The organism is Mesorhizobium sp. L2C066B000 (assembly GCF_000502335.1).
In the GTDB taxonomy this organism is placed as follows: Bacteria; Pseudomonadota; Alphaproteobacteria; order Rhizobiales; family Rhizobiaceae; genus Mesorhizobium.
Map to the genome: position 1 here is coordinate 148212 of NZ_AYWZ01000016.1, position 18530 is coordinate 166741.

An 18530-nucleotide genomic window follows, 5' to 3' on the forward strand; every position below is an offset into this window, starting at 1 on the left:
GGATGGGGACAAGACGAAACAATATGACTGCTCGATCTTTCAAGCGCTAAAAGGCCGGCGCCTGCTTTTGCGGGGGCTCTGGCAGGCGCCAGCCGGACGGTCCAATCAGGTCCGCCGCGATGATCCAGTTAGCTGATTCTTGACGTTACGTCATGTGGTCTGGCTGGCCGGAGCCGAGCATGACAGAAACGCGGCATCCAACATGTTAAGCAGTTCGGCGCGCCTCCTGCATCGCCTGCACCCGAGCCACCTCGAACCTTTGCCGCCGGTCAATGCCTGAGACAATGAGCGGCAGCCTTTATCGAGCCTGCTATGCGGCTGCACGCGAATTCTGGCCATCAATCGAAGACGCAAGATCGGTTTCGATGTCCGCAAGCTGCCGGCGCTTGTCAGCCAGTTCACCAGAGAACCCGAACTCGCCGCCCTGACGCGAGCGATAGGAGGTGAGCCTGAGCTCGGCATCCTCAAGACGCTGGCGGTATTGTACCTGCTCGCCCTCGAAGCCGGCCAAGGCATGCTCGAGGCGAGAAATCGCACCAAGTGGCGTGGTCGTGACAGGGAGCTCGATTTCATAATCGGCGCCGGTGCGCATCAGCATCGTGGCATAGCGGTAGCCGTCCTTGCCGAAGCGCTCGCCGCAATATTCGAAATCGAAGCCGCCGATGGAGGCGATGGTGGTTTTCCCATTCTGCTGAAGCTGCACGAGAGTCAGGATTTCCTTCATCAGTGCACGACCGGCGCGTTTGCGCTCCGTGAACGCCTCGCCCCCGACCACCATGCTGAACCCATCGCCGGTCGTCGGCACGAGGCGCTCGATATCCTTGCCCACCTCGCCGATGCGCCGGGTCGCGTATTCGATATCGCGCTCGGCATCGCGGATCTGCCGCCGAACGGCGTGCTCATCATCAATGTGGGCCGCGCGAAGGCGCTCCAGGCGGGCAATGTCTGCCTCCAGACCTGCCTTTTGCATCAGACGTGGATCGCCCGAGGCGATCGCCTTGGCCATAGCAAACTGGTTGGCCTGCCCCTCACCCATATCCTCCAACCGCCGAATGGACGCGTCTCCGGAGAGGGCGGCCGCGATGAACCGGGCCTTGCGCTCGTTGTTCTGCCACATCTGGGCGTCCATCGATCCTTCCGTGGCGTAGGCGAAGATATCGATGACATCGTGCTGGTTGCCCTGCCGCAGGATACGACCTTCGCGCTGCTCGATCTGGGACGGAAGCCACGGCACATCGAGGTGATGCAACGCCTTGAGGCGGAGCTGCGCGTTGACGCCGGTGCCCATCGTGTCGGAAGAGCCGACCAGGAACCGGATTTTTCCGGCGCGCACATCACCGAACAGGCGCTGCTTGGCCTCCGACTTCTTGAAATCCTGCATGAACGCAATTTCCGATGCCGGAACGCCCCTGCGGACCAACTCGTCCCTGATCCAGCGATAGGCCGAAAAGCCTCTGGTTTTCTCGACGCTGATCGTGCCGAGATCGGACAAAATCATCTGCGCTGCGCCAGGAAGCTCGAACGGCTTGCCGTCGGCGCGGACATAGCTGCTTTGCGCTGTTTCTTGCCAGATACGGAAGGCATTGCCGATCAGGTCGTTGAGCTTGTTGTCCGGCTCATTGTCATTGTCGGGATCAACCAGGCGCAGGTCGATAGCAGCGTGCCGGCCATCGGTGATAACCGACAGCAGGATGTCGTCACCAGCTTCTGCCGGACCGTCGCGTTCCTCGATGGCCTTGATGCGGGCGTCGAGCACCAGCTGGTAGCGCTTGAAGGCGGCGGACGGCTTGGCGGTGATGATCTGACGTGCGCCGGTCGAAAGCGCCGGCACCTTCACATAGTCGCGAAGGTCTTGCGGCATCACCACATCCGCGAAGGAGCGGAACATCGCGATCAGCTCCGGCACGTTGACGAAGGTGGCGAAGCGCGTCACCGGCTTGTATTTCCCGGATGGCTGCAATTCGAGTTCAGTCGTGACGTCCCCGAAGGTCGAAGCCCAGGCGTCGAACTCGTGCAGCCCGCGCTGAAGCAGGGCCTGGTAACCGAGATAGCGCTGCACCGAGAACATCTCGCCGAGCGTGTTGGTGATCGGCGTGCCGGAGGCCAGCACGAGCGCCCGGCCTGGGTTCTTCGTCTCCACGAACCGGGATTTGACATAAAGGTCCCAGGCCCGCTGCGAGCCGTTCGGATCGACGCCCTTGAGCGTCGACATGTTGGTGGCGAAGCTGAGCTTCCTGAACTCCTGGGCTTCATCGACGATGATCTGGTCGACGCCGATCTCGGAGATGGTGAGCAGGTCGTCCTTGCGGGTCGCCAGCGCCTCCAGCCGTTCCTTGAGCCCCTCCTTCAGCCGCTCGAGACGCTTGCGCGAGACGCAGTCGTCGCTCTCGACCTTGGTCAGCAGCGTCTCGTAGAGTTCCAGTTCGTCGTGGATCATCTGTTGCTCGAATGCCGACGGCACACCGATGAAGCGGAAGGCGCTGTGGGTGATGATGATCGCATCCCAGGTCGCCGTCGCCGCACGCGACAGGAAGCGATGTCGCTTGGCTAAAGAAAAATTCGTCTCGTCGGCCACCAGGATTCGCGCGGTCGGGTAGAGCGCCAGAAATTCGCGGGCCATCTGTGCAAGGCAATGGCCGGGAACGACCAACATGGCCTTGGCGATCAGGCCAAGCCGGCGCTGCTCCATGACGGCCGCGGCAATCGTCATGGTCTTGCCGGCGCCGACGGCATGGGCGAGGTAGGTCGAGCCAGCCGACACGATGCGCCAGATGCCGCGCTTCTGGTGCCCATAAAGAGAAAAGGCGCCGGAGGCGCCTGGAAGTTGCAGGTGATCCCCGTTGAATCTTCGCGGGGCGATGTTGTTGAAGCGGTCGTTATAGACCCGCGCCAGCCGATCGGTCCGGTCGGGATCGGACCAGATCCAGTTCTGGAAAGCGGTCTTGATCTTCTGCAGCTTTTCCTTGGCGGCTTCCGTATCCACGACATTGAGCACGCGCTTTTCAGCCGGGCCCTCCTTCACAGCGTCGAAGATCTGCGGCACGCGGCTGTTCAGCGCGTCGGCTATGAGCTCGCCGGCATGACGGCGATCGGTGCCCCATTCGGACGTGCCGGCCGCCATCCATCCCAATTGCCGCGCCTCTACCGTCCACGACGCCAGCTCCGGCATATGATGGATCCTGATCTCGGCGCCCATCGTCTCCTTGACGAAGGCGGCAACATCGGCGGCGGGGATCCATGGTGCGCCAAGACGGGCGGTAATGTCGGAAGGCCGAAGATCGGCCGGCTGAACCTCGACCAGGGCACGGACATTGCGCTCGAAGACGGGGTCGAGGGCGGCGGCGGCTTTTGCGGCCTTGAGCTTGTCGCGGACCTGGCCGGAGAGATAAGCGTCGGCCGTTTGCCAGGAACCGGTCTCGGGATCGCGGTAGATGGCGTCGCCAAGTTCGATGATGACTGCTTCGGCATCGGCGTGCAGCAACTCGGCGATGTGATCGACGTTGACATGGCCGCGTTCGTTGAGCACGACGGCAAGCGCATCGGCAGCACTTGTGATGATGGGTGCTGCGGGCGGCGCGATGACGCGCTCGGTGAAGATCGGACCAGGCCGGGCGGTATTGGTTTCGAGATCGTAGTCCTCGATGGAGGCGACCAGCCAGCAATCGGGATCGTCCAGGAAGGGCTGGAGGTTAGGCCGGCGATGCACTTCGCGGACCTCGCCGGTGTCGGCGTCCTCGCTGGTTGAAACGACGGTCGTGTTGATGGGGCCGAAGGCGCGCACAAAATTCGACCAGGCGATGCGCAGCTTGACTTGGGCCGGCTTCCAGGGCCGGTCGAACTCCTGCGCCTTCAGGACTTCACGCACGGCATCACGGATGGGGATCAAGTTGCGGATGATACGCGCGTGCTTTTCCGGCACGCCTTCGCTCGCCCTGCCCTTGCGCACGGTGATGGTCACGGCGGCGCCATCGATCATTTGCATGATGGCGGTATTCTTCGCGATGAAGAAACTGCCCTCGCGCACGCCGGCGCCTTCCGGCAGGGCATCGACGACATCGGCACAGTTCTCGGCGTCATGATCAATCTCGTCCGGCTCGCCGTCATAAATGGCTTCCGGAAGGAGGGAGATCGCCGCGGCGAGCGCCCGCTCCAGATCGACACCGGGATGAGACAGGCAGGAATAGGCCTCGCCGTAAGGCCCCGAGATGGTGGCATGTGTGCCGAGCACGAAATCCGGGTGGCGCGCGAACCAGCGGTTGACGCGGATCGCGCCCTCATCTGCGGTCGCGGCCCGAACTTCCTCGGTGTCGAGCCATGACAGGTCGCCCTCTGGCTCGCCGATCTTGCGCTTGCGGAAGAACAGGATGTCGACCACGACATCCGTCCCGGCGTCGGCCCGGAAACTGCCCTGGGGCAGGCGGATCGCGGCGATCAGGGTCCGCGGTCTTCGCGATATGCTCGCGCGCGGTGCTGTCGGCCCTTATCAAAAGTGCCGCAGCTGGTGACGAAGGCGGCGAATGCCCCCGGCTTCAACAGGTCGACGGAGCGCGCGATAAAATAGTCATGCAGCCGCAATGCCATCGACCGATACGCCCGATCGGAGCGCACGGTTCGATCCGAAAACGGCGGATTGCCGATGGCGAGGTCGAAGCTCGCCGGCAGGTCGGTGCGGGCGAAATCGCCGGCTATGATCCGCGCTTGCGGCTGCAACAGCCGCGCGATGCGCGCGGTGACGGGATCGAGTTCAATCCCGGTGACGTGGGAGACGCCGCGCAGGGACTGCGGCATCAGCGCCGGAAACAGGCCGGTTCCGACGCCCGGTTCAAGAACCCGACCGCCGCGCCATCCGAGACGCTGGAGACCTGACCAGATCGCCCGGCTGATGAACTCAGGCGTGAAGTGGGCATATTGGGTGCAGCGTGCGAGCGAGGCATAGTCGATCTCGCCGACGGCATCTTCCAGGTCCGAGCCGATGTCGTCCCAGCCCTTACGGAATTCGAGCTCGCCGGGGCGGCGGAAGACACCATTGGCAAGGTCGGACGCGCCGAAGCCGGTGAACCGGATCAGCCGCTCCTGCTCCTCACGCGTGGCAGGACGCTCATCGGCCTCGATCTCGGCGGCGAGCCGGATCGAGGCGATGTTGTCGCGGGCCCGATCCTTCCAGCCACGGGCCAGTCCACGATCGCCGGCAAGATGAAAGTTCAGTCCATGAACCCGTCGAGGCTTCGACGTCGGTTGCCTGGCTGCAACCGCCGGCGTGACCGGCGAAGGCGCGGAAGAATCGGGATCATCTTCATCGCCCGGCCCGAAGTCAGCCGCGAAGGCCGTGACGCCAAGGCCAAGTCCGGGCGAAATGGCCGTGCTGCCGAACAGGTCGATGGTGAAGGGGTCGTCATGAGCCATGGAAAATCTCCTTGGATTTGAGGGCGAGCACGATCGGGCGAACGGCGTTGGCGGCCGCGTGAAAGGGCTGGCAGGTTTGGAAGCGGCTAGCGGGCGATCAGGGACAGCGAGACTTCGGTCTCGGTGAGCTGCACGTTGAGATGCGTGCAGCGAAGGTTGCGATCGAACAGCGGGATCAGTTGCTCGGCGTCGATGAATTCGATGCCGTCGTCGCCACCGAAATGGCGCTGCTTGTAGTGAAACCAGTCGGGGTTGCCGATCGGGTGGCATTCTTCGGAATAGAGGACGAGCGGGCGCTCGCCGTCTGCGAGTTTTCCGTTCGATATGATGTAGACCCCTTGGTCTCCGACCAGCCACAGGCCGGGGATCTCGCCCTGGCCGGGCTTGAGGCCATAATAGGGATTGCGGAAACCGCCGTTGTTGGCGGCATCGGTTTTTCCGCGCTCGATGACTTTGCGAACGGCAAGAATGGGAAAAGTGACCATCGCTTCCCCCTCACGCGGCAACGGCCAGGGGAAGGTGGCGCAGATGCACCGGCAGCTTCGCCGCGATCTCATCATCGGTGAGCTCATCGAGCAGCTTCGGCATGGCGCCCTGCCGGCCGCCATAGCAGAGCACGGTGCGCTTGCCGCGATGCTCCGGCAGCCAGCGGTCCCCGGCATAGCCACGGTACTCGTCGTGCGTGGCGCTCCAGATATGCTCCAGCCGCTCTTCGCGCGTCATCGCCTTCACCGGCCAGGACTCGCGCTCGACGATGGCATCGCGCATTTCGGCAGGCGATCGTGCGACATTCAGGTCGCAACAGGCATGATAGTAACGCGTTCTGCCGTCGATGCGCAGCGTGTAGAAGACGCTGGTGATGCTATCGGTAAGGAACTCGCGCAGCGCGAACATGTCGCCCCGCATCCAGAGCGGTGGCAGGATCTCCAGCATGTAGTCGTGCTCGACGGGGCCGACTTGAAACCACTCGCCGCTATAAAGAGATCCGGCATCGACATGCTCCCGGTTCGGGCGCTGCGCATGGCGATCGAACATGCGAAACATCTGCCGGCGGTCGGCGATGCCCTGGTAGACTTTACGATTGGGAAAAAAGGGGTTCATTTGGGGCTCCTTCAGCCTCGTCGGGCCTGAGCGCGCAGCACCCTCGTGGATGCCCATCGTCTTCAGCCCTTCATGACCCCTCCCCTGCGGCCGCCTCTCCGTCCGGGCGGGTCAAGGGCCGGCGCAGCCGGGCGAAGCTTCACCCTTGCACGCGACCGGCGGGCATGCGGCAGCCGGGTTTTCGTTTCTTTTCTCCCTTTCCTTGTTGCCCTCCCCAATTTGGCGGTGCGAACCGGCTGTCATGGGCGCGTGGGCCAGCCTTTGGAGTTGACATGACCATGGCAAAGCGCCGGCCGGCGATCTTCAATTCTGCGCCCCGGTTGAGTGATCGGCGCCATCAGGCGGATGCCGCGTCCTGCAGCATCGCGTTCCAGTCTTCCGCGCGCGGCTTCAGCCGCTCAAAGTCACAGGCGACCTCGCCGGCAAGCTCACGCAGCCTCGACACGAATGCCTCGCCCTGGGGGTTGGCGTCGGTGGCCGCTACAAGCCGCCTGTTCGGCCTTCCTCCCAACAGGCGAAGAGCCGTGTCCGTCGCCGGCGACCAGCCGCCGCCGGTGCTGGCATAGAGCGTATCGCGCCGGATCCGTTCGATCGCGGCCAGGCTCATGGCGTCGATCGCCGCTTCGCTGACGCAGATGCGGGTGGCTGTCTCGGACCCCAACCGGAACAACACCTTGCCGCCCCCGGCGGCAAAACCACGCCATTGCGGGCCACGCTCCTCCCAGCCGGTGACGATACCGGCCGCGTCGCTGTGGGCGGCCCACATGCTGCCGCGCGGGCCTTCCCTCAGAACGTTCTGAGCGATCGCAGTCGCAATGACCTGTTCGGGAATGTGCCGCTCATCGCGCAGATAGCGCCAGGTCGCCGATCCGCGCCACGGCTTGCGTCGGGCCGCCCATCGCTTCGGAACTGACTGGCCGGGTTCGGTCCCCCGAGACTGTCGTTTCCATTCCGGCTCGCTCGGCACGAACCCCGCAAGCGAGGCTACCTGCAAGAGGGCTTCCAGGAAATCGCCGCCATCCAGATGCTGCACCAGCGAATAGACATCGCCCTTTCGATCCGACAACGGGTCGAACCATCCCTTGCCGTCATGGATGACGATGATGATATCGTCGCCACGACGGTATTTGACCGCTTTGCGCGTGCTTTCCTTGAGGTCGACCGTAAAGCCGCTGGTCTCCAGCACCGCGGCACAGCCGACCCGGCCGCGCAGCGCTTCTATATCCGTCTTTTCCATTCTTCTCTCCCGAGAGCCTTCCGGCCGGCCTTTCTTCAAGTCAATTTGTTCCGCACAATTGGCGGAACACTCCCCAACCGCCGCGAAGAGCAAAGGGCGCAAGGGCGCGGCTTTCGCCGCGGCGCAGCCTCCCTTGCGGCCTGCCGCTCGCAAGCGGCACGCCGTGGCATAGAGGCCGGTTCAATGAACCGGCCGACCGCCTGTGTATGGGCAGTATTCGGCGATCGCCTCGACTTCGTCGCTGTCGAGGTCTTCGGCAGGAAGGACGCCGTATTCGTTGTCATCGACCTTGAACAGGATGACCGGCGTCATCAGGATGCGAGCGAGGTTCCAGGCGTGGCTCCGAGCGAGGCTGAGTTCGTGCGACATTTGTTTGGCTCCCGTGTTCGCGGGGACCATTCCCCGCTCGACAGGCGCCCGTCGGGGCCAGCCGGGACCGCGATCATCGCGATGGCGAAGCCTTGAGCGACGGCACGCTTGCGTAGTCCGACCCCGAAGCGGGTTGATCGGCAAGGTCCGGGCTGGAACAAGGGAATTAAGCCGAAAGAGCGGGAAATGGACTCCGCACAGGAGCCAAGTCACTCGCCACGAAACCGCGCGGATTCATGCCTGCGGCACTTTGCGGCTGAGTTGTGCCGGCTTTATCAAGGTCTAGGCGAAAAAACCGTTCTTCCTGTGCCGATGACGCCGCCACGATAGTGGCGTCCGCACGAAGAACCCATCCGGGCAACACCATAACCGCCGAGAATACGAGAGGCACATCAAGCCTGATCGGGCTGACCGCCGATAGCGTTGTCGCCTAGGACTGGCGGTGAAGGAGCTGCAAAAGCCGCGTTCCAGGTTCTTGCAGGTGGCGAGGCTGGAAAGGCGACCGGGGTAATCCGGCGCGCCCCTCGTCGATACTGATCAAGTGAGGGTCGCGCCGGATTTCAGCGAGCGATGCGATGATTATTGCCGCGGTATGCTGCGAATGTTTTTGGCCCGGATGGCCCCCCCTTCGCCATGAAACGTCGCGTGAGCTGGCCTCCAAAGCCGATGAGGTGGCGAGGTCATCGACATTGAATTCGTCCACCATGACCCAGGCCGGCGTATAGAGCTTGGCTCTCTTCGCCTCAGCCTCCGGATCTCGACGCGACGCCGGTCAGGTCCCGGGGCCTTATTCGTGATGGGAAAAAGCAGAGGCCGCGTGCGGCCATCCTTGCCTGCGACGATTGCCATCACGCAAGTCGGCCGAGCCGTTCGGCCACTTTCTTCACCGCGATCGAATTCGCCCGCCCCTAGGTAGGAATAGAGAGTGATGTGGCCGTGTTCAGGCTGGGTCATTCTCCGTTATCCCTCAAGGTGACGGCGTCCAGGCCAGCGAGAATTTCATCACGCTCGGCTCCCTTGAATCTTCGACACGGTACGCCCGCTGTGCGCTTCGTCCCGACAATCGATCGAACTGCTCGGCGGTCAGGAGCACAAAAAGGCAGGCAGCATTCAGAGACCCGCCGGATCGATTGACCAGTTCGCGACCTCGCGATCGATCACACGCCACTGTTCGGCCAGATCAGTGATGTCCGCCTTTTGTACAACCGGCTGATCGAGGCCCTGGAACTGGTCTCCGATATATGTTGTAAGGCCCGTGCCGCCTTCATTTGCAAACCAGACCCCGGTCAGGTCGGCAACTTCCTTCAGCTGCTTAAGGGTCTTTTGCGCATCGCGTACGTCAAAATCGTCGAGCAGCTTGTTAAGGCGGCTCTCCTTGTTGCCGGCATGGGCTACGTGTGTGCTGACATGCACCGCGATTCCATCCAGGGCTGCTAGGCGGGCCTCGATCCGGGTGAAGATCGCCGGATCGACGAGATCATCGGGACTACGTGCCAAGTGGGATACACCGCTTAGGGTATCGAAATGACGGTGCGCGGCTTCGCTCTTCATCAGTTCAGGATCGCCCCAGATGACCCCTCCCTTCGCCGCGGTGAGTTTCTCATGCTGTTCCCGGCGTAGTCGATCGAGATCGTATTGAGCATCCAGCACCTTCTCGACGTAGATCCTCCGGGTGAGCCATTCGCGGCTTGTCTCCACGTCCTTTACGACAGAGCGGATCGAATACACGCCCTTTGGGCCGTTGAGGGGAGCTTTGTCCAGAAGCCGTCTTGTGCCTAGAAGCAGGCTCGACCAGTAACCCTCTGATATAAGGTTGAACAGCATTTGGTTGAGTGGCGGACGCGCCTCGCGCCTTTCGTTTGCGAGCCGCACGATCCTTACCGTCGTCCGGAAAGCAGCGTAGTTCCAGAGGAGGTCCTGAACGGTTTTGTGGATGCCTGTCGTGTCGTCGCGAAATGCTTCACGCCAGCGAGATATGCGTTCGATCTGCTGTGCCGATCTCTGCATCGATTGACCTCGATCATGTCAATAAACTTCGCAGCATGTACTCTGATTTGGCGCAATAACGTGCAGGTTTTCGCGTATTTCACCATCCAAGCAGGCGAGCTGCCGTTGCCGACGCGCGGCGGCAGTGGGATAGAAGATGGCGATTATCAGGGGTTGGACCAATCCCCCTGATCACGACCGTTGATAATGGCGCGCATTGAAAGCGGCGCTCCAGGGCCGAAGCTATAACGATAACTTCGGGCTTCGTCTCAAGTAGGCTTGCATGATATCCAAAAATGAAACACCAGGTGAGGACTGGCCTGACCTGGTGCACATAAATCGGTGTCGACGGCGCTTGGCAAGCCAGTGGGGCCAGTTCGACTGCTTGGGGGAGTTATCTTCGTTTCATGGCGGAAAGTCAAGTTCCTTATCTGTACTCGCAACCCACGATGCAGGCGATCAGGGCCTCCATCTCTGAGCCACGGTTTGCCACCTACCTATCCAAGGGCGGCAACCACGAAGAGTATGCGTTGGCGCTGTATCTTTACAACGCCCGCGTCGCGAAGGCGTTCCTGTATCCTATCAACGTGGCGGAAGTCACGCTTCGCAATGCCGTCGATGAGATCCTCGTCAGTAAGTTTCAGCAGAACTGGCATAAGGATGCCGCCTTCCGGGATCATACTTTGACGCCGGAGGGTCTATGGACTCTCGACAAGGCCATTCAACGGGCGGGACAGAACGCTTCCCGAGATCAGATTGTCGCAACGCTTACATTCGATTTCTGGTCGAATCTCTTTCGATCTGAGTATGGCTCGCTCTGGCGCACGACCGTCAACCTGGCCTTCCCCCATCTGCAGCATGGGGAAAGCCGGCAGGACATCCAGAACCTCGTAAGGCCAATCAACACGTTCCGGAATCGAGTTGCTCATCACGAGCCAATTCTGGACATGAACATCACGGATATCTATGCAAGGATCGTTCGACTGACCGAGTTGCGCTGCAAAGAGACCGCAGAGTGGATGAGGCATCACTCCACGCTGAGCGCGGTCGTCAGAACCCGACCGCGCCGGGACGGTACTGCGGCAAATAATCTCGCTGCGAAGCTCGACAAAGCGTTCTTGAGCGTAACTCCTGACACCGCCTTGAACGATGTGATCGGGCTGGTCGATGAGAAGCATCACGCGATCGTATGTGTGGATAAGGCTGGCAGGCCAACAGGTGCCTTCACGTCCGTTGATGTGACACGTTATATTGCTACCCGGGCGAAGGAACTCGACGGGTTAATTGCGCTTACCGAACACAAGGTTTCTCATCTCATCGAAAGCATCGACATCGGCGCGCGTTGGGCCTCAATGGATGAAGCTGCACCGGTGGGGTTGGCGGTGAAGGCGCTGCAGAAGCCGCGTATCCAGGTCCTTGTAGGCATCGATGTGGAGTCTGGAAAGGCGACCGGAGTAATACTGCGCGCCCATCGTCGGTACTGATCAAGTTAAGGACGCGCCGGATTTCAGCGAGCGGTGCGATGATTATTGCCGCGGTATGCTGCGAATGTTTTTGGCCTGAATGGCTGCCGCTACCTCAGCCGCAATCTTCGCCATGAAACGTCGCGTGAACTGGCCTACCGGAACGGTGGACTCCAAAAGCCCATGAGGTCGCGAGGTCATCGACATTGAATTCGTCCACGAGGGCCCAGGCCGCGATAGAGTTTCACCCTCTTCGCCTCAGGCTCCGGGATCTCGACGCCGGTCAGGTCCCGGAGCGTTAATCATCGGAAAAAGCAGAGCCGCGTGCGGCCGTTCTTGCCGGCGACGATTGCGATCACGCAAGTCGGCCGAGCCTTTCGGCCACTCTCTTCACCGCGATCGAATTCTCGCGCCCACAGATAGGAATAGAGAATGACGTGGGCGTGTTCAGGCTCGGTCATTCTCCGCTATCCCTCAAGGTGACGACGTCCAGGCCAGCGAGAATTTCATCGCGCTCGGCTCCCTTGAGAACTTCGACACGACGCGCTCAATGTGCGCTTCGTTCCGACAACCGATCGAACTGCCCGACGGTCAGGAGCACAAATTTGCGCTTGCCGCGCTTCGTGATCTCGACAGACCTTCGGTATGCCGCCTCGACCACCTCGTCGGATTTGTTGCCGAGGTCGGTTAGCGTAAAGCTGGTTATCGTGGCTCACATCTTCCCCCATAAAATAGGCGAAATAGCTGTTTTCAATGTGGCTAACTTACCTGCTTCACGAAGTACCTTCCCGATCAAATAACGCCCCGTTCGGTTGCTGTCCCTTGAAGCGCACGCGAGCGAGCTCGAGGAGCGCACAGTCTATCTCGTCCTCGGTCCAGCCGGATTCCCCTGCGCGCTCAACCAATTGCTGGAGGGCCGATTCCAAGGCGAGCTGGCATTGAAGGCCGCGGTCCGGATGGTCGACTGGGTAGCCTGGTTGCACGATCGCAATGCTTGATCGCTTCATTGCGGGCCATGGGCTCTCGCCCTTCTCCTTAAGCCAAACGAGGCGCGCCAACTCACGTGTTGTTCGTGCGCGGCTCGGCAACCGTTTCATCTTGTCAACCAGCCGCTCCAGCGATCCCGCGCGTTCCAACTCCGTAAAAAAATGATGCGGCGTGACGCTGCCGAGCCGGTGCATCTCGGCCAGGTTCCACACATACGGATAGTCGACCATGAATTCGGTTCGAGGCGAGGCCTTGGACGGTTTAGCCTCGGTCAGGATGCCGCCGCCCACGAGCCGATCGGCCCTCTCAATGATTTGGCGCACTCTCGATGTCGATAAGCCATGTTCCTGCGCCAGGTCGGCGAAGCGCTTGCCCTTCAGAAACCCCTCAACCAGGGCGACGTTCCTTTCGACAGTCGGGGTAAACCCCCAACAGGCCCGCAGTTTTTCCAGCATCATGCCGTTCGTTCATCCGTTGTTCGCGCCCCCGCAAATTCTAACCGGCCAAATCGGCGCTTGGAAGCCCTCCGAGACTCACATCGTGGCCCGGTGCGTACGTTGCTGTGAAACCGGCCCCTGACAGAACAATCCGCGAACTTCTGTTCTGACCTCGGTACCCGATGCGACCTGACGTTGTGAACACGAAAGATGCGGGCGATCACCACTGATCGTTGTTGACCTCGCGAATGTCGGCTTCGACGGGTGCGAACTCATGGATATGATTGAGACATCGGCATCCAGCTCGTCGCAAAGCCGCTAGCGTTGCAATCTCAAGCCGGCGCTCGGACTTATCCTGCCCGAAGATGAGTTTTCGATCGGCCTGTGTGAAGGCGGCCGCATGACGGCAGCTAACGATCTTGGGCTCACGACGGCGGTGCCTGCGCGGATCGAGGTGGTCGATGCGAGATTGAAGCCGATCAAGCTCGGCAGCCAGGAAATCCATTTCAAGTATGCGGCCCCGAGCCGCCTCTATTGGGCGGATCGGCCGGGGATGCGGGTCGTCCAGGCCCTATATTGGATGCAGGACATGCTGACCCAAGACAGCGAACGCAAGCGGATCGAGGCCGCATTGCGCCGCCTACTTTCAGACCCAAAGCATGGCGAGGCGATTCGCGAGGATCTTCGCGCCGGTCTCTCCGCCGTCCCGATCTGGATGCAGGAGTTCCTCCGCCAACTCCTCAGCCCGGGCCCCGGACTCGAGGGCAAACCATGAGCACCGACGGCTACCGTCGGATTATTGCCGCGTCGCCACGAGACCGGCTCGATCTGTTCCTCGCCACGGCCAACCGCATTGGCGCCCCGGTCGGCAACGTCGAAAAGGACTTCTGGGTCTGCTGGACGCTCAATGCGCTCTATCACGGACGGCCGGCAGGAGAGCCGCGGCTGCTGTTCAAGGGCGGGACGTCGCTGTCGAAGGGCTATGACCTCATCAAACGTTTTTCCGAGGACATCGGTGCGCCGTGACGGCGCGGGAGGTGAAGTATGACTTAGGTATCACCTCCCAAACTTGCTGATTTTCGACCGGCGGCTGTAACGCCGCCCCTCTACCGAGAACAGTAGATGGAAGGGGGCCGCAAATCTCGACCGGGTGTCGCCGGTTGGGTGTCATAAGCAGAACGGCCTTAACTGTACCGGATGCGCCCATCGAGCGCAGGTCGGGCTACCGCAGTGCCCATGGCGAGATAACGAAGTGAGCGTTGGAAGCCTCTATATCCGAGACCGTCTCCAAATCGCGCGATGGCGTGGGAGGCAATATAACGCGAATAGAACTGGCGCGGCTCAATGTTCCTCGCTGGTGAATGCGAACATAGCATTCGAGACGGGAGTGGTTCTCCTTGGCCCATCTCCCGCGTCGCAAGGGGTATAGCTCACCGCCTAACGGCACAAAGGTTGAAGATCGGAACACGGGAACTCAGCTCGCCTGCCCAGCTCGGAACTGGGCTAGCCGCGACGACCGGAGAAGGACGAGTCTGAGGGCGGAGCTTTCGTAGTAGTCGGAGCATGGGAAAGCCATGCACATGGCGAAGGGAAGCAGGAAGACGATAGACTTGTATGACGGAGAAATGGTCCATGGACATGGATCGTCAGGCTGACGAGGCTTGGATACTCAGCGTTCAACGCAAACTCTATCAGTGGAGTCAGGCAAATCCTGACGACAAATGGCGGGACATGTGGGGTTGGTTAACCGACATCCGCACGATCCGCTGTGCTTGGCGGCGCGTGGCCTTTAATCGAGGCGGGCGCACCGCTGGAGTCGACGGGATGACCGTAGGGCGTATCCGCGCCAAATGGGGTGAAAAGCGCTTTCTGGAAGGATACAGGTTGAGTTGCGTCTCGGCGCATATCGGCCCAGCCCTTCGAAACGCATCCTTATCCCAAAGGCCGGAAAACCAGGACAATACCGACCCCTGGGCATTCCTACGATCAAGGACCGCGTCGTACAGGGCGCGGCCAAACTCTTGTTGGAGCCTATCTTCGAAGCGCAGTTTTGGCATGTTTCCTATGGGTTTCGGCCCGGAAGGAGCAGCCATGGCGCTTTGGAGTACCTCCGCCGAGCCACCCTGCCGTTTAAACGCGATCAGGACAATCGACGGAGCCGGTTGCCGTACCCATGGGTTATCGAAGGCGACATCAAAAGCTGCTTCGACCAGATCTCGCACCACCACTTGATGAATCGGTTGCGCTCTCGCGTAGGTGACCGTCAGGTGACGCGGCTGGTCGGGCGGTTCTTGAAGGCCGGTGTACTGGCAGAGGATCAGTTCCTCCGTACAGACAATGGCACGCCTCAAGGCGGAATCATTTCACCGTTGCTCTCCAATATCGTGCTTAGTGCGATCGAGGAGCGTTACGAGAGGTGGACGGATCACCGCACGAAACTCTATCCTCATCGCAAGATCGACGGGGTGACAGCGGCCCGAAGTGCACGGGGCAGCGACCGGAAAGCCGGTCGATGCATATTCTTACCCGTGCGCTACGCCGACGACTTCATCCTGCTGGTATCAGGAACAAGGGAGGAAGCCTTGGCGGAGAAATCCGCTCTGGCTGAATACCTGCATGAGACCACGGGACTGGAACTGTCGCCGGAAAAGACAAAGGTCACGGCCTTGATGGAGGGATTCGATTTTCTCGGATTCCGCCTCGGCGCGTACTGGAACAAATGCTATGGCTTCGGCACACGCGTTCAGGTTCCAAAGCACAAGGTCGCCGATCTGCGTCACCGGATCAAGCAACTGACAAAGCGGAATACCACGCTCGTCAGCCTTGAAGAAAAGCTCCAAGAGATCAATCCCATCCTACGAGGATGGGCGAATTACTACCGCTACTGCGTCTATGCCTGCGATGTATTTACCAGTCTCGACTGGTACGTCGGAGACCGAATATGGCGTTGGCTGCGGTAAAAGCGCCCAAAAGCGTCAGCGCATGAACTCCAGGCCTCTCGTGGGCCTAGTCAGCTTCGGCGCACGCGCACGGTCTGGCGGGACGGATCCACCGAGCAATTTCTGCTCGCAATGACCCCGAGCTGCCGATACCGCCTCGCCTGGATGGGGACGCCTGAGTTCGCCATGTCTTCTGGAGAGCCGGATGCGTAACGAAAGGCGCAAGTCCGGTTCGGGAAGAGGCGGTGAGAAACCGGTCGCCGAGAGGCGACACGGCGCTTGCCGCCTACTTTTACACGTCACTGTATTCCGTGACGACCTCGAAGAGCCGGCCTCGGTCGAAGAGCTCGAGGCGCTGTCCAACAAGAAGCGCCGCGCCAAACTGGAGGCGATTCGAAATGCCTGTCGCGCCTATATCACCGGCCCACTCAATGAGTTCCTCGCCGCCCAGTTGGCAGACGTCACCGCAGGGGCGGGGCGCGTAGAGATCGATGAAGCCGTTGCCGATGGGCAGACCCTGCTGCTTTGGTATCCCGAAGTGGAACCGCGCGATCGTGCCTATGTCCGACCTGCGATCCGTCTCGAATCCGGCGCAAAATCGGCGCTCGACCCCCACGCGCCGCTCACGATAACGCCCTATGTCGCCGGGGAAGTGGCAGGCGTTGATCTCGGGGTACCGGACGTCACCACGATCGAGGCGACGCGGACGTTCTGGGACAAGGTGGTGATCGCTCATGGACTGCGCCGCTGGTATGAACGGCGCGGTGAACTGCGACAGGAAGGACAGCGGGTCTCGCGCCATTATTACGACTTGCACTGCCTCATGCAGTCGGACACCGGTAGGGCAGCGGTCGCCGACCGCGATCTCGGCGCCGATTGCGTGCGTCACGCCCGCATGTTTTTCGATCGGCCCGACTATGATCTCTCCTCGGCAGTGCCGGGGACCTTTGCGATCGAGCCGGTGCCCAAGAGGGTCGATGCGCTTGCGCGCGACTACGACAACACGACCGCGATGATTTTCGGCGCAGCGCCCAGCTTCGATGACATTCGCCTCGGCAGGACAGATCGAGCGGGAAATCAACACACGCCCTTAGTTTAGGCGCCAGTGCGAGAACGTTGCCGTTCCCTGACGCTGGCCGCTTTCCTTGGTACGCGCAGCACCTCGATCGTGGGCTGCCTCCAAGTCCCATCAACAATCTTTGATCCGGCACGTGAGGGCCAGGTTTTCACCAGTTCGGCCCGTGTAGCCGGACGCCATCGCCCCCAAACGATATCAGCTGAGGTTGGAACATCGGAATAAGAAGCCAGAAGGATCTCCGGATCGGCCGGCTCGCCATCGCACCCGATGAAAACGACCACGCCGTACGCAGAGGTCATCACGGGCCGACCAAAGGGCGGTAGATTCTGCGGATCGAGCGGATAGCGCCTGCGGCGCCATTCGGTGGCACGCGCCCGCGCGGCTCGTTCCTTTTCAGAGCCGCGATTAGCCTCTCGGCGCGTCTTGCGTTCCTCCGGCTCGTTGCGCTTGGCCGCCTCCTCGATGCGGCTCCAATGGCGGCGCACGGCGTCATAGGACCGGTATGGAACCGTCCAAACACTGCGGTCGGAATCCCAGGAGGCAAATGGAACCTCGCGCATCTCATCAACGACTGTACGGGAATAGAGGGTCACCACTTCCAAATGGTCGTCAAGGCGCCGAAGGTACTTGGAGAGGATGGGATCAAAGGCAAAGGCGTCACAGCCCTTGAGATCGGCATAGGTCTGCGTCTGAGAACGCTCTCGTTCGAGCCATCGATCGAAACGCCGCGCCGCGGTTTTGCCCGGAACGAACCACGCCTTCAGATCGTCGTTCCAGCGGGCGCGAGGAAAGGTCTTTCGAAACCGCTCGACCGTCATGCGGTCATAGGGAAATGCCGCCGTCGCGCCAGGACGATCCTTTCCGTTCGAACTTGCCTTGCTATCGCTCATGGCTGATCAACGCGCCGCAATCGACAATCACTTTGTTCGACAACGTTTCAACCAGACGCTCGGTTCGGGGGAACCCTCGATTCGGCCTTGTCGTCGACATCGCATTGTTCATTCGCTCGGCGCTTGTTTCGGGTAGTCGGTAGGGAGCGCGCCAAGCCAAGGGTCGCCCTGAGGCACACCTAGCTCGTCCATGTTGAGCGCCGCGATCACACTCGACCTGATCGTCTGGCAGTATCGAAGAACACTCTGGTCGGAGATGTCGGTCCGCTCTCGGGTCACCACGTAGCGTGCCCGCACATAGTCGTTGTTTGCCGATAGTTTGCGGGACTGGGCAAAGATCTGAGCGGGTAGTTTCAGTCCCAGCGATTTGGCGCGAACGACCATCTTCTCAAGGTCATGGCCAGGGCCCGCAGGGCATCGATGGTTTCTCCGGCGGAACGCATGTAGGTTTTGAGAAAGAGCTCAGCCGCATGGTAGGTCATCAATCGCACAGGCCCTGTTCCTATTCTCGGGTCCCGATAGGCGAGCTTGGCGGCAGACAGGTAGTCATCTGCCAGAAGAAAAATGCCGTAGGGAGTGGCTCCGGCCGACTCAGGTTCATCGTCACACGCTTTCTAGCCGAGCCCTCATGAGGCAATTC

General features: G+C 61.0%; 14 protein-coding genes and 2 pseudogenes. 5 read left to right on the top strand and 11 right to left on the bottom strand.

Annotated features, from left to right (window positions below; genetic code table 11):
• Nucleotides 1-310: 310 nt before the first annotated feature.
• From X733_RS01000000166580 to X733_RS140965, 6 genes and pseudogenes are all read right to left on the bottom strand, one after another.
• Nucleotides 311-5403, bottom strand: a pseudogene (locus tag X733_RS01000000166580) (helicase-related protein).
• A gap of 86 nt (nt 5404-5489) precedes the next feature.
• Nucleotides 5490-5888, bottom strand: a complete 399-nt coding sequence (locus X733_RS140985; protein ID WP_023819787.1) for a DUF3085 domain-containing protein — start codon at nt 5886-5888, stop codon at nt 5490-5492.
• 10 nt (nt 5889-5898) lie between these two features.
• Nucleotides 5899-6504: a DUF1419 domain-containing protein gene (locus X733_RS140980; protein WP_023819788.1), complete on the bottom strand. Its 606-nt coding sequence runs from the start codon at nt 6502-6504 to the stop codon at nt 5899-5901.
• A 337-nt stretch (nt 6505-6841) separates the two neighbouring features.
• Nucleotides 6842-7741, bottom strand: coding sequence for a DUF3991 and toprim domain-containing protein (locus X733_RS140975; protein ID WP_023819789.1), 900 nt, complete (start codon nt 7739-7741; stop codon nt 6842-6844).
• Between the two features lie 180 nt (nt 7742-7921).
• Entirely contained in the window at nt 7922-8110 is a 189-nt protein-coding gene (locus tag X733_RS140970) for a hypothetical protein (RefSeq protein ID WP_023819790.1), read from the bottom strand.
• A gap of 1110 nt (nt 8111-9220) precedes the next feature.
• Complete coding sequence (locus X733_RS140965) at nt 9221-10117, bottom strand: hypothetical protein (RefSeq protein ID WP_023819791.1); 897 nt, start codon at nt 10115-10117, stop codon at nt 9221-9223.
• 386 nt (nt 10118-10503) lie between these two features.
• Here X733_RS140965 and X733_RS140960 point away from each other — a divergent pair, with 386 nt between their 5' ends.
• A complete protein-coding gene (locus X733_RS140960; RefSeq protein WP_031193932.1) occupies nt 10504-11580 on the top strand; it encodes a CBS domain-containing protein in 1077 nt (358 codons plus the stop codon).
• A 281-nt stretch (nt 11581-11861) separates the two neighbouring features.
• Here the strand turns inward: X733_RS140960 and X733_RS1000000170985 are convergent, their stop codons facing one another.
• The 3 genes from X733_RS1000000170985 to X733_RS1000000167325 all read right to left on the bottom strand — a co-directional run bounded on the left by X733_RS1000000170985 (nt 11862) and on the right by X733_RS1000000167325 (nt 13004).
• Nucleotides 11862-12020, bottom strand: a complete 159-nt coding sequence (locus tag X733_RS1000000170985; protein ID WP_245274504.1) for a hypothetical protein — start codon at nt 12018-12020, stop codon at nt 11862-11864.
• Nucleotides 12021-12106: 86 nt separating this feature from the next.
• A complete protein-coding gene (locus X733_RS1000000170990; RefSeq protein ID WP_023819793.1) occupies nt 12107-12220 on the bottom strand; it encodes a type II toxin-antitoxin system prevent-host-death family antitoxin in 114 nt (37 codons plus the stop codon).
• 112 nt (nt 12221-12332) lie between these two features.
• Nucleotides 12333-13004, bottom strand: a complete 672-nt coding sequence (locus tag X733_RS1000000167325; protein WP_023819794.1) for a hypothetical protein — start codon at nt 13002-13004, stop codon at nt 12333-12335.
• Between the two features lie 379 nt (nt 13005-13383).
• Between X733_RS1000000167325 and X733_RS140955 the strand changes: the two genes are divergently transcribed.
• From X733_RS140955 to X733_RS140945, 4 genes and pseudogenes are all read left to right on the top strand, one after another.
• Nucleotides 13384-13758 carry a DUF6088 family protein gene (locus tag X733_RS140955; RefSeq protein WP_245274506.1) on the top strand — a complete coding sequence of 125 codons (375 nt, stop codon included), beginning with the start codon at nt 13384-13386 and terminating at the stop codon, nt 13756-13758.
• Nucleotides 13755-13997 (top strand): annotated as a pseudogene (locus X733_RS140950) (nucleotidyl transferase AbiEii/AbiGii toxin family protein); the annotation flags it as partial. The gene X733_RS140955 and the pseudogene X733_RS140950, both read left to right, overlap by 4 nt.
• A gap of 875 nt (nt 13998-14872) precedes the next feature.
• A complete protein-coding gene (gene ltrA / locus X733_RS01000000166590) occupies nt 14873-15943 on the top strand; it encodes a group II intron reverse transcriptase/maturase (RefSeq protein ID WP_245274507.1) in 1071 nt (356 codons plus the stop codon).
• Between the two features lie 184 nt (nt 15944-16127).
• Nucleotides 16128-17021 carry a nucleotidyl transferase AbiEii/AbiGii toxin family protein gene (locus X733_RS140945; RefSeq protein ID WP_023819797.1) on the top strand — a complete coding sequence of 298 codons (894 nt, stop codon included), beginning with the start codon at nt 16128-16130 and terminating at the stop codon, nt 17019-17021.
• Here the strand turns inward: X733_RS140945 and X733_RS140940 are convergent.
• Together X733_RS140940 and X733_RS140935 are read right to left on the bottom strand one after the other, a co-directional pair.
• Entirely contained in the window at nt 17018-17890 is an 873-nt protein-coding gene (locus X733_RS140940; protein WP_023819798.1) for a hypothetical protein, read from the bottom strand. The genes X733_RS140945 and X733_RS140940 overlap by 4 nt on opposite strands.
• A gap of 108 nt (nt 17891-17998) precedes the next feature.
• Entirely contained in the window at nt 17999-18274 is a 276-nt protein-coding gene (locus X733_RS140935; RefSeq protein WP_023819799.1) for a hypothetical protein, read from the bottom strand.
• Nucleotides 18275-18530: the final 256 nt, after the last annotated feature.

What these genes read in the sequence shown, in the direction of transcription:
- X733_RS1000000167325 (WP_023819794.1), bottom strand. Translation starts at nt 13,004, where the DNA reads ATGATGCTGGAAAAACTGCGGGCCTGTTGGGGGTTTACCCCGACTGTC.
- X733_RS140940 (WP_023819798.1), bottom strand. Translation starts at nt 17,890, where the DNA reads ATGAGCGATAGCAAGGCAAGTTCGAACGGAAAGGATCGTCCTGGCGCG.
- X733_RS140955 (WP_245274506.1), top strand. Translation starts at nt 13,384, where the DNA reads ATGACGGCAGCTAACGATCTTGGGCTCACGACGGCGGTGCCTGCGCGG.
- X733_RS1000000170985 (WP_245274504.1), bottom strand. Translation starts at nt 12,020, where the DNA reads ATGACCGAGCCTGAACACGCCCACGTCATTCTCTATTCCTATCTGTGG.
- X733_RS140980 (WP_023819788.1), bottom strand. Translation starts at nt 6,504, where the DNA reads ATGAACCCCTTTTTTCCCAATCGTAAAGTCTACCAGGGCATCGCCGAC.
- X733_RS140965 (WP_023819791.1), bottom strand. Translation starts at nt 10,117, where the DNA reads ATGCAGAGATCGGCACAGCAGATCGAACGCATATCTCGCTGGCGTGAA.
- X733_RS140970 (WP_023819790.1), bottom strand. Translation starts at nt 8,110, where the DNA reads ATGTCGCACGAACTCAGCCTCGCTCGGAGCCACGCCTGGAACCTCGCT.
- X733_RS140985 (WP_023819787.1), bottom strand. Translation starts at nt 5,888, where the DNA reads ATGGTCACTTTTCCCATTCTTGCCGTTCGCAAAGTCATCGAGCGCGGA.
- X733_RS140935 (WP_023819799.1), bottom strand. Translation starts at nt 18,274, where the DNA reads ATGGTCGTTCGCGCCAAATCGCTGGGACTGAAACTACCCGCTCAGATC.
- X733_RS140945 (WP_023819797.1), top strand. Translation starts at nt 16,128, where the DNA reads ATGCGTAACGAAAGGCGCAAGTCCGGTTCGGGAAGAGGCGGTGAGAAA.
- X733_RS140975 (WP_023819789.1), bottom strand. Translation starts at nt 7,741, where the DNA reads ATGGAAAAGACGGATATAGAAGCGCTGCGCGGCCGGGTCGGCTGTGCC.
- X733_RS140960 (WP_031193932.1), top strand. Translation starts at nt 10,504, where the DNA reads ATGGCGGAAAGTCAAGTTCCTTATCTGTACTCGCAACCCACGATGCAG.